A 14289-nucleotide genomic window follows, 5' to 3' on the forward strand; every position below is an offset into this window, starting at 1 on the left:
AGCTGGATGATGGAAGTTTATCATTGTTCTGCTGACCATTCGTTTTCAAAATCAAAACTTCATCAACACAATTTTATGAAACAATCCTATTTCTCAGACGAAGATTTCGAGAGCAAAGATTTCACGCAACTTCCTTTAGAAAAAAGTGAGTACGAAAACTGCACATTCCGAAACTGTAATTTTGAGTATGGAAACCTATCTGGTTTCAGCTTTACAGATTGTGAGTTTATCGAGTGCAACCTCAGCATGGCAAAATTGGTAAAAACAGCATTCCATAACGTGATCTTCAAAGAATGTAAAATGTTCGGGCTTCAGTTCAATGAATGTAATGCATTCGGATTATCTTTTAGGTTTGAGGGAAGCGCTTTACATAATTCAGTTTTTTATCAGACATCCATTAAGAAAACAGTTTTCAAAAATTCCAAATTAATTGAGGTCGATTTTAGTGAATGTGATTTGTCCAATTCAGTCTTTAGTAACTGTGATCTTTCAGGCGCTGTTTTTGACGCTACAAACCTCGAAAAGGCAGATTTCCGGACATCGGTTAACTATTCGATAGATCCGGCTTTAAATAAGCTTAAAAAGGCTAAATTTTCCCTTTCTGAAATCTATGGACTGTTGTATAAATTAGATATTGAAATTGATAAAAACAGTTGATCTTTGAAAGCTGTTCGTTGAGCATATTAATTTAGGAATATAAAATATAATATTCATTCAATAGGAGCGGGTTTTAACCCGCTTTTCTCTTTAACAGCTATTTCCATTGGCTTTAGCCAAAACCTACCAAAGATGAGTACATAAAAAAGCCATCAGATTTCTGATGGCTTCATTATTTTAATCAATTATTTATAAAATTAAAAATTTGCGGGTGTAGTAAGAGTAGTAGCTGCTAAGTTATTGTAAGCTTCTCCTTCTTCGTTGATCACTCTTTTTGCGAATCTGAATTTAGGTCCCCAATAAGAATCATTCAGTGAAGAAATCATTACTCCTTTTGATGTTGCTGCGTGGATAAATTTAATCTCACCCTCTTCAGTAACACTTTCTACAATACCTACGTGAGAAATTCTTCTTCCGTGAGAAAAGAAGATTAAGTCTCCTTTCTGTAGCTCTCCTTTTTCAATTCTTTCCCCTTCCTGAGCCTGAGAAGCTGCTACTCTAGGTAAGCTAAGACCTGCTGCTGCTCCGAATACAGAAAGAACGAAAGCTGAACAATCGATACCGTTTCTGGTTGTTCCTCCATATCTGTAAGGAGTTCCAAGGTATGTTTCAGCTTCTTCAAGGATACCGTCAATGGTTTTATTATGTTTGATTGCTTTTGCAATCTCAGAATTCTTAACTGCTTTTTTAGCACTAGCGATAGATGCAGCCTTTTCAGCAAGGAATGAGTCGATAAGTTTTTGCTTATCCTGCTCCATTTTTTTGTTATCTATAGAAGCTAGTTTGGCATCTGTTTTGTATTCTTTTGTGTAAGTTGCTGGTTTTGAAACCACATAATTTGTAGCACACGATTGCAAAGAAACTGTAGTAACTAAAGCAACTAAATAAAACAAAACTCTTTTCTTCATATATATTTGATTATCCGTGTTAAAAAGGAATATTTATTTTCAAAAGCATTACAAAAGTAGAGATTCCGAGCAAAAGACCCCTGATATGATAATTGTCAGGATCTTATTTTAACACATTTTAACATATAATTTACATATGTTAAAGAAAAATAAACCGCAACAGCCTGTTTTTGGTAAGTGTGCGGTTTTTTTTATTAAGATTCTTTAACAAACTCAATCGATTTTCTTCTAGATATCAGGTTTCGTGATATAAAACTCTAATTTTCAGGGCTGTTAATAAAACAAAAAAATTCCCCGGAAAACCGAGGAATTTAAACTAATATGGAACTTTACAGGACGTTATTTTGTAAACAACATTTCTCTGTATTTTGTCATCGGCCAAAGCTCATCGTCCACCATCATTTCCAATGCGTCAGAAGCTTCTCTGATCGGATCAAATAATGGTTTTACTTTGTTACAATAGCTTTCTGCCTGTTTTTGGCTGTCTGAAATACCTTTGGCTGTTTCTCTGGCTTTTAGAAGCTCTTCAACACCAAGTTTAATTTTTGAAACATTTTCAGAAATGCTTGTAATTAAACTCATTTGTTCTTTTGCTAAAGATTTGAATTCTTTATCACCAAAGATTTCTTTAAGACCTTTTACATTTTCAATTAATCTGTTCTGATAATTTAATGCAGAAGGAATGATGTGGTTTCTTGCGATGTCACCTAATACTCTTGATTCGATATCAATTACTGTAGAATATTTCTCTAATTTGATTTCGTTTCTTGCCTCAACTTCTCTGTGGTTGAAAATTCCCATTTCTTCATATAGATCTAAGAATTTCTTATCCATTTCCTGTTTTAAAGCTTCAGGAGTTGTTTTAAGGTTGTTCAATCCTCTTTTCTTAGCTTCTTTCGCCCAGTCATCAGAATATCCGTCTCCTTCAAACATAATGTTTTTACACTGCTTGATGTATTCTCTCAATACATTGAAGATCGCTTCGTCTTTCTTAAGACCTGTTTCAATTAAAGCATCCACTTCTTTCTTGAAATCATTAAGCTGTTTTGCAGCAATAGTGTTCATTACTGTCATAGACTCTGCACAGTTTGCAGAAGAACCTACCGCTCTGATTTCAAATTTATTTCCTGTAAATGCAAATGGAGAAGTTCTGTTTCTGTCAGTATTATCTAACAAGATTTCAGGAATCTTTCCAACTACATTTAATTTTAATTCTGTTTTCTCTTCCGGAGATAGTTTTCCGTTGGTTACTTTTTCAAGTTCTTCCAATACACTGAACAACTGACTTCCGATAAATACGGAGATGATTGCAGGAGGAGCTTCGTTAGCACCAAGTCTGTGGTCATTGCTTGCAGAAGCGATACTTGCTCTTAAAAGGTCTGCATATTCGTGAACCGCTTTAATTGTGTTAACAAAGAATGTTAAGAACTGTAAGTTTTTCTTTGGATTTCTTCCCGGGCTTAAAAGGTTTTCACCAGTATCTGTAGCTAAAGACCAGTTGTTGTGTTTTCCGCTTCCGTTTACTCCAGCGAATGGTTTTTCGTGGAAAAGAATGTGGAAGTGGTGTTTGTGGGCTACTCTTGCCATGATGTCCATCAACAAAGAGTTGTGGTCTACAGCAACGTTTACTTCTTCAAACATTGGTGCAAGCTCGAACTGGTTAGGGGCAACCTCGTTGTGTCTTGTTGTTGCAGGGATACCCAATTTCATACATTCGATTTCCAGCTCTTTCATGAAGTTCATTACTCTTGTAGGAATAGAACCGAAATAGTGGTCATCAAGCTGCTGTCCTTTTGCAGGAGAATGTCCTAATAATGTCTTACCTGTTAATACAAGATCCGGACGAGATTGGTATAATGCTGAATCAACAAGGAAATATTCCTGCTCCCAACCCAAAGTAGGCGTTACCTTCGTTACGTTTTTGTCAAAATACTGCATTACGTTAGTCGCAGCCTCATCTACAGCGTTCAAAGCTCTCAAAAGAGGTGCTTTGTAATCTAATGTTTCTCCTGTATAAGAGATAAAGATAGAAGGAATACATAATGTAGTTCCCATAATGAATGCCGGAGATGTAGGATCCCAAGCTGTATAACCTCTTGCTTCAAAAGTATTTCTGATACCTCCGTTAGGGAAAGACGATGCGTCTGGCTCCTGCTGGATAAGCATGTTTCCACTGAATCTTTCGATTGCTCTACCTCCTTCAATTGGAGTGAAGAAAGAATCGTGCTTTTCTGCAGTAGTACCTGTTAAAGGCTGGAACCAGTGCGTGTAGTGGGTTACACCTTTGCTCATTGCCCAGTCTTTCATTGCTACAGCTACCTGATCTGCAATATGTCTCTGGATTTTAGTTCCTTTTTTAATAGCGTCGATAATAGAACCGAATGCTTCTTTCGTTAAATATTCTCTCATGGTTTCTTCTGAGAAAACATTTTTGCAGAATAGCTCTGATAATTTCGCAGGGATCTCAACAGAGTTGTCTTTTCTGAAATCCTTAAATGGAAGGGTTTCTAATGCTTTGAATCTTAAGGTTGACATAATTGGGTTGATTTTTTACAGGGCAAATTTACGAAAAAAATGAATCGAAAACATTTTGACCCTAAAAAAATTAGGGGTGTTTTGAAAATTTATATAATTTAAACAGATGTTTGGTGTTTTTTTAACGGGGTGTTTTTTGATTTATTGCTTAAAACATGAGATTCTGAGCCCGTTTTCTAAGGTAGAAATATAAATGTGTTATATGGAGTACAATTTACAATAATTCTACGAGATTAAGCTACTTATTAAAAGACAGTTAAAATAAAGTGGGCAAAGATTTTGTATATTTGTGTGAAATTTATTTTATGACAAATTCTAGAGCAAGAGAAACCACAGAGGCTATTGAAAGACTATACATCTCTATGAGACACTTATTTTATAGAGGATTTTTCAAGCCGGGCGGAGTTTCAGGAGAGAGTATCAGAAGTTTGTTAAAGACCATCAATCCGGAAATTTACGGAACCATGAATATTCCAAGTAAATTGGAACTTGACGGTTTGATGTATGTACTAGACAGGCTTCCGGAAGGAATTGAAGAATGCGCTTTTATTCATCTTACATCTGATGAAGGGTTTGATAAAGGAAGTTTCGAACCTATTGTTCCCAAGAAAAGAAGAAGAAACTGTTATAGAATAGACGAACACCAGATGAATATTGAGGTTCTTTTGGGCCGTTCCGAAATTTATGACATTCTTACCCACCTTACTTTCCTTTTTATAGAAGCTGACAAAATCCGTAATCTGGCATTCATTCAGGACGAGAACTGGAAGCCGACACGTGCCTTCAAAATTATTGAAGAAGTAGTAAAGGGTGAAAAGAAATACAGCAGAAAAGAAAAAGAAGTAGCACTTATTCATCTTTCTTCTTTAATAGGAAGATCTTTTGATGAGACTTTAAGAGCTTATAATACTTTTGGTGATGATCACAATCCGGATCGTCTGTTTAAAATCATTTACAACTTAGCAAAAGTAAGTCTTGATGATGCGAAAGGAAGCAGAGAAAGAGAAATTCATTTCAGTTCTATATTAAAAGAAAGAGTAGGTCACCACTATTTTGGAGAAAAATGGGCGAACAAAGTGAAAGAGGTTTTATTTGAAAACAATCTCCACATGCGTCCGCTTCATATTATTTCAGCCAATATGCACTCGGTGAAAAATATGCTGTATGCCAATAATGCCCTTAAAAAGAAGCAACACCACGAGGTGGATTATAAACTATACGAAGAGATTTCAAACAAGAAAGAACTTCGTGATAAAGTTTCAAAATATGCTTTGGAGGAAGGAATGATCCATATTGCAGACAAGAGTGGAAGTAATATTGATGTTCAAATCATAGACCTCAGCAAAACAGACCTGAAGAATACACCATTTGCAGACTGCAAGTTCGGAGGAGATGATGTAGTAATGGTTTTTGACTATGCTTTCGGAGAACAGGCTTTTGAAGTAATGGATGAATTACTTAGACCTTTTGAACATAAAGGAGAAGTATATATGATGCATGTAAAATCTGTTTCCATTATGGGGAAAGCAGGTATTCTTACGGGAGAAAAAGGAGATATCATGATTCCTACTTCTCATATCTTTGAAGGAACTGCAGATAACTATCCTTTTGAAAATGCTTTAAAACTTGAAGATTTTAAAGATGATGAATTAAAAGCTTTTGAAGGGCCAATGATTACTGTTTTGGGAACTTCTCTTCAGAATAAAGATATTCTATTGTACTTTATGAATACTTCATGGAAAGCAATTGGTCTTGAAATGGAAGGAGCACACTACCAGAAAGCCATTCAGGTAGCATCCAAGATCAGACACCATATTTCACCGGATCTGTTTGTAATGTATGCTTATTATGCATCTGATAATCCATTGGAAACAGGAAGTACATTATCTTCAGGAGGATTAGGTCTTACAGGAGTAAAACCAACGTACCTGATCACTTTAAGAATCCTTGAAAAGATTTTAAGAAGTGGTAAGAAAGAAGCTTCTGCTAAAAAATAATTGTAATTCAATATTATAATATCAACCTCAGATACTTTTTGTATTTGAGGTTTTTTTGTAATTAGTTAAACACGAATATCACAATTTTTTTTGCACAAATTGCACTATGTTATTGTGTTTAAAATAGTGGTTTTCATTGGTGAAATTTGTGTTTAAATAAAAACCTATCTTTAGGAAACATAAATAAAATATCCATGAGCTCAGTTTCACAACTTGTCAAAAGATTCAGAGAGGTTCTGCTGGATGGTCTCTGGATCGCTAATACGAATTTTAAAGATCAGCTTTCAGAGGTGAGCTGGGAACAGGCGGTAACAAAAGTAGATGCTTTAAATACCATTGCTATGCTCACTTTTCATATTGATTATTATATTGCAGGAATTGTCAATGTCTTTGAAGGAGGAGATCTTGAGATTAAAGATAAATTCAGTTTTGATCTTCCTCCCATAGAATCTCAACAACAATGGGAAGATTTGTTGAATAAGCTCTGGACGGATTCTGAAAAATTTGCCACATTATTAGAACAAATGCCGGATTCCAAACTTGATGAGGTTTTCGTAGATGAAAAATATGGAACTTACCGAAGAAATATCGACGGAATGATTGAGCATAGCTACTATCATCTGGGGCAGATTACTTTAATTAAAAAACTGTTGAAAAGCAGATCAAACTAACCATTTATATTTTCCAAAAAAGAATTTAACAATACAGATTAAAATCCATCTAAAACCATAACAAACAGAATAAAACCTCAGAATAACTCCTATTTGAGGGTCTTATTTAAATTAACTACCTTTAGAAAAAATAAAATTTTAAATGAGAAAATCGGCTGCAATCATTTTTGCGTTTATCATTTCACAATTTCAGGCTCAGCAAGGAGCTTATTATCAGCAGACTGCGAAGTACAAGATGGATATTGATGTCAATGCTGAAAAATTTACCTATCAGGGAAAACAAACTTTAGAATACACCAACAATTCTCCGGACGAGCTGAATGTGGTTTATTTCCACTTATACTGGAATGCTTTCAAACCTAATTCTATGATGGATCAGAGAGTGGCTTCCCAAGGAAAAAATGGTGATGGGAGACTGCAGAAAGATGGTATTTCAAGACTCGCTTCCATTCCTAAAGATCAGGAAGGCGCTCAGAATATTCACTGGATTAAGCAAAATGGGAAAGATCTGAAATTTGAAGTTCAGGAAACCATTATGAAAGTATATCTGGCAGAACCTATCAAGCCAAATTCTACCACTACATTTACAATGGATTGGGATTCTGTAATACCTCAGCAGATCAGAAGAAGCGGAAGAAACAACAGAGAAGGAGTGGATATGACCATGACGCAATGGTATCCGAAAATTGCTGAGTACGATTATGACGGCTGGGCAACTTTCGATTATTTGGGAAGAGAATTCCATGCGCCATTCTCCGATTTTGATGTTACTATTAAAATCAACAAAGATTATGTTGTAGGAGCAGGAGGAATTCTGGAGAATCCAACAGAGGTAAAAGGTTATGATGCCAATGCAAAAATAAAAACAGAAAAAGATAAAAAGGCAATCTGGAAATGGACCGCAAAAAACATTCTTGATTTTGCATGGAGTGCAGACAGAGATTATTCTGTAGAAAGCTTCAATGTTCCTGAAGGGCCAAAAGTATATCTGGTTTATCAGAAAAATGATAAAACAAAGGCATGGGGAGAATCACAGCCTTATATCACGAAGTATTTCCAGATCATGAATGCTCACTTTGGAAAATATGTATATCCAACCTACGCATTTATCCAGGGAGGAGATGGAGGAATGGAATACGGAATGTGTACCATGATTTTAGGAGAAGCTAAAAACGTTAAAGATTTAATGGGCCTAATGGCTCACGAAGGATCTCACTCATGGTATCAGCAGATGCTGGCTACGAATGAATCTGTACGCCCATGGATGGATGAAGGTTTTACAAGCTATGCAGAAGGCTATACTATGTATCAATTATTTCCTGAAGATCTGCCAAATCCTTTTGTGGAAAGACTCGATGCTTACAGAAAATTTGTTAAAAAAGGAATCGAAGAACCAGCTGTTTGGTTAGGAGATCACCATGATAACGGAACGTCTTACACGTATGCATCTTATGTAAAAGGAGAGTTGTATTTGGTGCAGCTTGGATACATTATGGGTGAACAAAATTTTGCAGAAACCTTAAAGCAATATTATGACCAGTGGAGTATGAAGCATCCTTCGGACAGAGATTTCCTTCACATTGCGCAGAAAGTATCAGGAATGGATCTGAAATGGTTCCATAACTATTGGATCAACACAACCAAGACAATCGATTACGGAATTAAGGATGTAAAATACGATGCCAAGTCAACCACCATTACCTTAGTCAATAATGGTCAGGTTCCGATGCCTGTTGATTTTGGAGTGATGACAACGGATAAGAAAGTAATCACTTATCAGATTCCAATGAATATGACTCATACATGGAAAGAAAAAGATATCTACGGAGAGTTGAAAACAATGCCTTACTGGCCATGGACTCAGAAAGAATATACGCTTACCATTCCTTACACAAAATCTCAGTTATCTGTCTTGGGGATTGATTTCAGTCAGAGAATTGCAGATGTGAATATGGAAAATAATTTTGTTGAAATAAAATAATAGTACAAACGGCGCGGAAATAGAATTTCCGCGCCGTTTATTTTAAACCCTAATTAATTGTGAGGGAAAATATATTGTTACATATTTTTCTGTCGTAGGTCATACTATTTCCTTTTTTGGTATATTCTATAAACAATGTAAATTATCAACAGGAATGATAGAAACACCATACATTGTATTGTGAATAGGGTAAAGCTAAATTCTTCTATCATTTTAAGCTATCTTTAGGTATTGGAAATAATTTCCAGTTCATATAATTCGGATATTTTCTTTTTAGAATTTCATAATAAATGTAATATGGTTTGGAGGGTTGTAGCTTTGTTTCAATAATAGCTTTTGAAACAAACCTTCCTCTCTTATCGTATTTACAGGATAAACTCTTTCCTGATTTATAACTAAGAATATTGATGCTTATATAGTCTTTTTGTTGCAATATATTTAGACTATAAAATGTTTCGTCTTTCTTATACAAGAGCTCTTGTGCCTCTAAAAAAGTATAATTTGGGGTATTTTTAATGTCTAAATTGTTTTTCTCTCTGTAAAATGTTATTTTTTTAGGGAGTTCATTTTTAAATGCTTCAATAGTATTATTTAAAAGTATAGTTCTACTTGTTTTTTCTTTTTGGCATCCGGCTAATAAACTTAATACTAATAAAAATATGCTTATAATTTTCATATGTGTACTTGTTTTAATTGATTAGAGTGACTTTTGCGGATCAAAAGATTACTTTATTTTCTTGTAAATTTTATACACAAAATAACCTAATACAATTAAGAAAATTAAAGCTAAAATTTGTAATCCAAATAAGCCTAAACTAAACTCTTCTGTTATTTGTTCCATGGTTTTATAATTTTTCTATGTGCTAATTTTAAAAAAAATAGTTTTATTTTTTTAAAATTATTTTTTCTTTACCATTCTTATCATATTCAGCGATGAAAATAATTTCAAAAAAAACATTTTTCTTTTGCCTATAAATACGTTTTACAGGTCTGGTTCATTTTCGAACCCACTATATTTTATAAATATGTCCTCAGTAATGGAAATTAATTTATTTTTTACAAGCTAATACTTTACATATATCATTTTCTTTTTCAATAAATTGGATTAATCCTCCAATTTCTTCTTCAGTGTATAAAGGAAGGTTATTGTCGGCCCGATATTTTATAATATTTTGAATAAAAACATTTATGATTTTTTTATCTGTTTCAGAAATATGCTTATTGTTAAACCCTTTTATACCTAGGAGATTTACATCGGTGTATTCCTGCTTTCTTGAAAATAAAGATGGTATTTTCAGATGAATCTTCATAAAAGTTTCAGTGTCTGTAATTAATATTAATAGAGGCCTTGAATAACTATAGCTAGAATTTATGTAAGTATATGTGGAATATTCCTTTTCATCCAATTTCTTTACATAATCAGTAGTTTCACATTTTATATTTTGTGAAAAACAATGTATAAATACTACATTGAAAAATAAAATAAATAGATTTTTCATATCTGTAATTATGATTTTAATTTAATTCCCAAATATCAATATATTCTATATCTCCATCAAAAAAATGACAGTTATTTACGCAAGTTCCACTTGATTGCAAACAATCTGCATGTCCAGAAGCCCATAAGCTATTTTTCGGAGAAACCATTGAAAAGATACCTTTGATCCCAGATACTAAGCCGGGTAAATTCTGGCCATTTATACCTCCTTGAGCTTTTGTGAAATGACGGTGTTTAGAATTTGCAGGTGATATCCCAAATGTTTTTCTCATCCATATATTTAAAGCCTTGGCTGCAAGAAAATAATTCTTACCATCTTTTCCTTTCATAGTACCTGCTACAGATGGAATAATTATACCAGAATAATTTAGTGCTCTTGAGACTCTTAATGCACAAGCATTTTGGTAATATTTACTAATATTTGCATTTGTAGAAAGATGCCTTTGATTAATTTCACCTCCCACTAATTCATAGACTTCATCAGCTGTCATTCCAGAACCATTTGGATGATGAGGAAATGCATTATAGTAATTCTGCCAACTTGGAAGGTTTTGAACTGGAAATGTCAGATTTGGATTGTCCCAATATGAAGAATCATAGTCTTCTCCATCTTTTCCTTCTGAAGTACCCATAAACCAATTTTGAAATTGAGGCCAAGTGGTATTAGGGTTTTCTATAAAGAAATTAATAGCCCAATTACTAAATTGTAAATTATTATTATTTGTGTAATGATCAAGTAAAGGCAAGGCAATATTCAAATTGTTCTTTAACCAATCCTGTTGGCTTAATGTAAAGCTTTTGATAAAATCACTAAGTCTATAATAAATAACATCAGGATTTTGTGTATTGGGATGTGTGTAAAAGAAATCAATAATAGCGCTTACCAAATCGTTGGCCAGATAATCATTGTAAAAACAGCTTATAACCCCTTGTTGAAGATTGTAAGATAGAGATGAAAACTTTTGATAAGTTTCTGCACTTACATTATTTTTAATGGCATTTTTTACATCTTCCATTGTAATAGGATTACTTGATCCACCTCCATAATTAATGTCGAATTCTTCCGATGCAGATTGGTCACAACTGTTTACCCAATATGAAACAGCCATAGAATGATGGCATCCTGCACAACATGCCCCGCCATTTTTTGAACAATCAGGGCCATGCCCTGCAGAGCATTGAAACCAGTCTATATTTCCAAATTGATATGAAGAGTTGCATCCTTTTGATGCTTTATTATCCTGTCACTTATATAATGATGTTTTTTTCCAGCCATATAATTTGTTAGGATTGGGAGTGTGTTCTACCTTTATGATAAAATACTTCCATTCTCCTAATTTTGTTCTGTAATATAACATATTATAAACTATGTGTTTATTCGTCTCATTTTTTTTCTTCAAAAGCAGTGAGAATTTTGTAATATTGGCTTCTTCTGTTCTTTTTAAAATATAGGAGGTATCAATATCAAATTCATTCAATGAACTATTCTTCCCATTTTTTGAATTGAGTAGATCATCTTCATTGTTTTGTGTGATTTTGAGAAATTCTCTAAAAGTAATTTTGTTGTTTTGGCTGTGAAAAGCAGATGCTTCATCTGTTTTTTCTTCATTAGCAAGTTCTGTTCTGCAGTTAAATAGCAGAAATACAGATGCTAAAAGCATAAGTAGATTAAATTTTTTCATCTTGTGTTTAAATAAATATTTTTACAAGTATAGAATTTTTCCGTTGATCAATAATACACTTTTTCGGAAAAATTATTACTTTTACGAAAAATTAGTTTACTATTATGGAAAAGATTATCAAAAAGATAGCAGAAATCCGTTCCAGGAAAGGCTTTTCTTATGAGAATATGGCTCATGATCTTGACTTGAGCACTTCAGCTTACAGAAAAATAGAAACGGGAGAAACTAAACTTACAGTGGAAAGATTGGTTGACATTTCTAAGATTCTTGAAACACCCCTCAATGATTTTTTAGAGACCGAATCCCAAAAAAATTTTAACCAAGAAAATAAGGATAATGCTCATGGGTTTCAAGGATTCAATGATAATATTTTTAATGATTATTCAGAGGTTTCCAAAAAGCTTATTGCTAGTTACGAACAACAAATTAAAGAGTTGAAAGCAGAAATTGAACAACTGAAAAGCAAATAAATGAATTCAATCGTAATAAATGTAGGAAACAGCAATATCAGATTTGGTCTTTTCAATGGGGATAATTGTGATATTTCATGGGTAATCAATACAAAGCCTTACAGAACGGCAGATGAACTTTATGTACAGATGCTGATGCTATATCAGACCTATAAAATTGATCCAAAAGAGATTGATAAGGTGATTATAGGATCCGTAGTACCTCAGCTTACCAAAGTAATGAGCTCAGGAATCAAAAAAATTCACGGAACGACTCCTGTAATTGTTGATAGGTCAACGCCTTCCGGAGTACAGGCAAAATCCAAGCAGATGGGAACCGATATCTATGCAAACCTGGTAGCTGCACACAATTTGTACCCGAATAGAAAGAAGATTGTCATAGATTTCGGAACAGCACTTACTGCAAGCTGTGTGGCAGAAACAGGGGAGACCTTAGGGGTAATTATCGCTCCAGGAATTGTGACTTCTCTGAATTCACTGATCAACCAGACGGCGCAGCTTCCGGATATCGAACTGAAGAAACCAAAATCTGTTTTGGGACTGGATACGGTAACCTGTATGCAGAGTGGTATGGTATATGGCTTTCTCGGCATGGTAGAAGGTTTTGTAACCCGTATCAATGAGGAAGTGAACGACGATTGTTTTGTAGTAGCAACAGGAGGTGTTTCCCATGTCTACAAACCTCTGACAGATAAGATACATGTGATGGACAGGCTTCACACTTTGAAAGGTCTTTATTTCCTGGGGAAAGATTTATAAATTAAAGAGTAGAGCGAATCTAATATCTTACTCCTTACCTCAACCTTAATTTTAATATAATGAATAAGTTTCCTATAATAGAAACAGAAAGACTTATTCTTTCACAGCTGGAAGAAAGAGATGTCCCTTTTATTGTTGGATATCTTCAGCATAGAATTTTTTCTGATCTTACCTCCAATATTCCTTATCCGTATGTGGAAAATGATGCCAGATCTTGGTTGAAAATGTCAAAAGAGGCTTTTGATACCAATACCGGATATACTTTTGCAATCCGGAATAAGGAAGGTCAAATCATAGGAGCTATCGGGCTGCATGACAGGGATGATGATAAAGCTGAACTTGGGTATTGGATAGGAATTCCTTATTGGAATAAAGGATACGTTACTGAAGCTGCAAAAGCAATTGTAGATTTTGGTCTTAATGAAATGAAGTTTAACAAAATTTTTGCTACTCATTTCTTTCACAACCCAGCTTCAGGAAGAATAATGGAAAAAATAGGAATGGAACAGGAAGCTGTGTTAAAGCAGGAAATGAAGAAAGACGGAGAATATTTTGATATTGTGAGGTATTGTATTTTGAAAACGGATTAGAAAAAATAGTAACATTTATAAAAACAAAAGCCAGAGAAAATTATCCTCTGGCTTTTTATATATTATTATTTCAGCCCAAATACACTTGATTTTTTGGATGGGTCAGGATTATCTTTTACTTTTAAAAAAGTCCTTAACGATAGAAGAGCATTCGGCTTCCATTATTCCTGTGACAATTTCTGTTTTAGGATGTAGAGAAAGATGTTTATTGATAAAACCTCTTTGCTCATCCCGTGCTCCAATCACTACTTTTGAGATTTGAGACCATGAAAGTGCACCTGAGCACATCACACAAGGTTCCATCGTTACATAAAGTGTACAGTCTTTTAAGTATTTTCCTCCAAGGAAATTAGCTGCTGAGGTGATGGCCTGCATTTCTGCATGGGCGGTCACATCATTTAATGTTTCAGTGAGGTTGTGGGCTCTTGCAATAATTCTGTTGTTGGAAACTACAACACACCCGATAGGAACCTCATCTTTTTCTAAAGCGGTTTCTGCTTCCTGCAGCGCCATTTTCATGTAATATTCGTCGGTAAACATT

General features: G+C 34.2%; 14 protein-coding genes. 7 read left to right on the top strand and 7 right to left on the bottom strand.

Annotated features, from left to right (window positions below; genetic code table 11):
- Positions 1-75 precede the first annotated feature (75 nt).
- Complete coding sequence (locus tag NK356_RS00735) at positions 76-657, top strand: pentapeptide repeat-containing protein (RefSeq protein WP_253315940.1); 582 nt, start codon at positions 76-78, stop codon at positions 655-657.
- A gap of 197 nt (positions 658-854) precedes the next feature.
- Here NK356_RS00735 and NK356_RS00740 read toward each other — a convergent pair whose 3' ends face one another.
- The gene (locus tag NK356_RS00740; RefSeq protein WP_034691730.1) at positions 855-1565 is read right to left on the bottom strand and encodes a C40 family peptidase; all 711 of its coding nucleotides are present in this window, start codon (positions 1563-1565) and stop codon (positions 855-857) included.
- Between the two features lie 339 nt (positions 1566-1904).
- Positions 1905-4100 (bottom strand): glutamine synthetase III, encoded by a 2196-nt coding sequence (locus NK356_RS00745; protein WP_034691727.1) that lies wholly within the window; start codon positions 4098-4100, stop codon positions 1905-1907.
- Positions 4101-4405: 305 nt separating this feature from the next.
- On the opposite strand from NK356_RS00745, the gene NK356_RS00750 reads away from it, so the two are divergent.
- The 3 genes from NK356_RS00750 (at position 4406) to NK356_RS00760 (ending at position 8749) form a co-directional block, all read left to right on the top strand.
- Positions 4406-6097, top strand: coding sequence for a hypothetical protein (locus NK356_RS00750; RefSeq protein ID WP_253315941.1), 1692 nt, complete (start codon positions 4406-4408; stop codon positions 6095-6097).
- A gap of 194 nt (positions 6098-6291) precedes the next feature.
- Positions 6292-6768, top strand: a complete 477-nt coding sequence (locus NK356_RS00755) for a DinB family protein (protein ID WP_253315942.1) — start codon at positions 6292-6294, stop codon at positions 6766-6768.
- Between the two features lie 142 nt (positions 6769-6910).
- The gene (locus NK356_RS00760) at positions 6911-8749 is read left to right on the top strand and encodes a M1 family metallopeptidase (protein WP_253315943.1); all 1839 of its coding nucleotides are present in this window, start codon (positions 6911-6913) and stop codon (positions 8747-8749) included.
- Between the two features lie 208 nt (positions 8750-8957).
- Here NK356_RS00760 and NK356_RS00765 read toward each other — a convergent pair whose 3' ends face one another.
- The 4 genes from NK356_RS00765 to NK356_RS00780 form a co-directional block, all read right to left on the bottom strand.
- Positions 8958-9425 carry a hypothetical protein gene (locus NK356_RS00765; RefSeq protein WP_034691717.1) on the bottom strand — a complete coding sequence of 156 codons (468 nt, stop codon included), beginning with the start codon at positions 9423-9425 and terminating at the stop codon, positions 8958-8960.
- 373 nt (positions 9426-9798) lie between these two features.
- Positions 9799-10248, bottom strand: a complete 450-nt coding sequence (locus tag NK356_RS00770; protein WP_034691714.1) for a hypothetical protein — start codon at positions 10246-10248, stop codon at positions 9799-9801.
- 16 nt (positions 10249-10264) lie between these two features.
- Positions 10265-11263 (bottom strand): T6SS effector amidase Tae4 family protein, encoded by a 999-nt coding sequence (locus tag NK356_RS00775; RefSeq protein ID WP_253315944.1) that lies wholly within the window; start codon positions 11261-11263, stop codon positions 10265-10267.
- A gap of 228 nt (positions 11264-11491) precedes the next feature.
- Positions 11492-11929 carry a hypothetical protein gene (locus NK356_RS00780; protein ID WP_253315945.1) on the bottom strand — a complete coding sequence of 146 codons (438 nt, stop codon included), beginning with the start codon at positions 11927-11929 and terminating at the stop codon, positions 11492-11494.
- A 104-nt stretch (positions 11930-12033) separates the two neighbouring features.
- Here NK356_RS00780 and NK356_RS00785 point away from each other — a divergent pair, with 104 nt between their 5' ends.
- Genes NK356_RS00785 through NK356_RS00795 form a run of 3 tightly spaced genes read left to right on the top strand, consistent with a single transcriptional unit; the run spans position 12034 to position 13748 of the window.
- Positions 12034-12399, top strand: a complete 366-nt coding sequence (locus NK356_RS00785) for a helix-turn-helix domain-containing protein (RefSeq protein ID WP_034691709.1) — start codon at positions 12034-12036, stop codon at positions 12397-12399.
- Positions 12400-13158 carry a type III pantothenate kinase gene (locus tag NK356_RS00790; RefSeq protein ID WP_034691706.1) on the top strand — a complete coding sequence of 253 codons (759 nt, stop codon included), beginning with the start codon at positions 12400-12402 and terminating at the stop codon, positions 13156-13158.
- Between the two features lie 59 nt (positions 13159-13217).
- The gene (locus NK356_RS00795; RefSeq protein ID WP_034691704.1) at positions 13218-13748 is read left to right on the top strand and encodes a GNAT family N-acetyltransferase; all 531 of its coding nucleotides are present in this window, start codon (positions 13218-13220) and stop codon (positions 13746-13748) included.
- Positions 13749-13856: 108 nt separating this feature from the next.
- Here the strand turns inward: NK356_RS00795 and NK356_RS00800 are convergent, their stop codons facing one another.
- Positions 13857-14288: a nucleoside deaminase gene (locus tag NK356_RS00800; protein ID WP_034691702.1), complete on the bottom strand. Its 432-nt coding sequence runs from the start codon at positions 14286-14288 to the stop codon at positions 13857-13859.
- Between the last annotated feature and the right edge of the window lies 1 nt (position 14289).

It is taken from the genome of Chryseobacterium sp. S0630, from assembly GCF_024158915.1.
Lineage (GTDB): Bacteria > Bacteroidota > Bacteroidia > Flavobacteriales > Weeksellaceae > Chryseobacterium.

Excerpts from the sequence above, each read along its gene's own strand:
- NK356_RS00735 (WP_253315940.1), top strand. The coding sequence starts at position 76 with ATGAAACAATCCTATTTCTCAGACGAAGATTTCGAGAGCAAAGATTTC.
- NK356_RS00740 (WP_034691730.1), bottom strand. The coding sequence starts at position 1,565 with ATGAAGAAAAGAGTTTTGTTTTATTTAGTTGCTTTAGTTACTACAGTT.
- NK356_RS00745 (WP_034691727.1), bottom strand. The coding sequence starts at position 4,100 with ATGTCAACCTTAAGATTCAAAGCATTAGAAACCCTTCCATTTAAGGAT.
- NK356_RS00750 (WP_253315941.1), top strand. The coding sequence starts at position 4,406 with ATGACAAATTCTAGAGCAAGAGAAACCACAGAGGCTATTGAAAGACTA.
- NK356_RS00755 (WP_253315942.1), top strand. The coding sequence starts at position 6,292 with ATGAGCTCAGTTTCACAACTTGTCAAAAGATTCAGAGAGGTTCTGCTG.
- NK356_RS00760 (WP_253315943.1), top strand. The coding sequence starts at position 6,911 with ATGAGAAAATCGGCTGCAATCATTTTTGCGTTTATCATTTCACAATTT.
- NK356_RS00765 (WP_034691717.1), bottom strand. The coding sequence starts at position 9,425 with ATGAAAATTATAAGCATATTTTTATTAGTATTAAGTTTATTAGCCGGA.
- NK356_RS00770 (WP_034691714.1), bottom strand. The coding sequence starts at position 10,248 with ATGAAAAATCTATTTATTTTATTTTTCAATGTAGTATTTATACATTGT.
- NK356_RS00775 (WP_253315944.1), bottom strand. The coding sequence starts at position 11,263 with ATGGAAGATGTAAAAAATGCCATTAAAAATAATGTAAGTGCAGAAACT.
- NK356_RS00780 (WP_253315945.1), bottom strand. The coding sequence starts at position 11,929 with ATGAAAAAATTTAATCTACTTATGCTTTTAGCATCTGTATTTCTGCTA.
- NK356_RS00785 (WP_034691709.1), top strand. The coding sequence starts at position 12,034 with ATGGAAAAGATTATCAAAAAGATAGCAGAAATCCGTTCCAGGAAAGGC.
- NK356_RS00790 (WP_034691706.1), top strand. The coding sequence starts at position 12,400 with ATGAATTCAATCGTAATAAATGTAGGAAACAGCAATATCAGATTTGGT.
- NK356_RS00795 (WP_034691704.1), top strand. The coding sequence starts at position 13,218 with ATGAATAAGTTTCCTATAATAGAAACAGAAAGACTTATTCTTTCACAG.
- NK356_RS00800 (WP_034691702.1), bottom strand. The coding sequence starts at position 14,288 with ATGTTTACCGACGAATATTACATGAAAATGGCGCTGCAGGAAGCAGAA.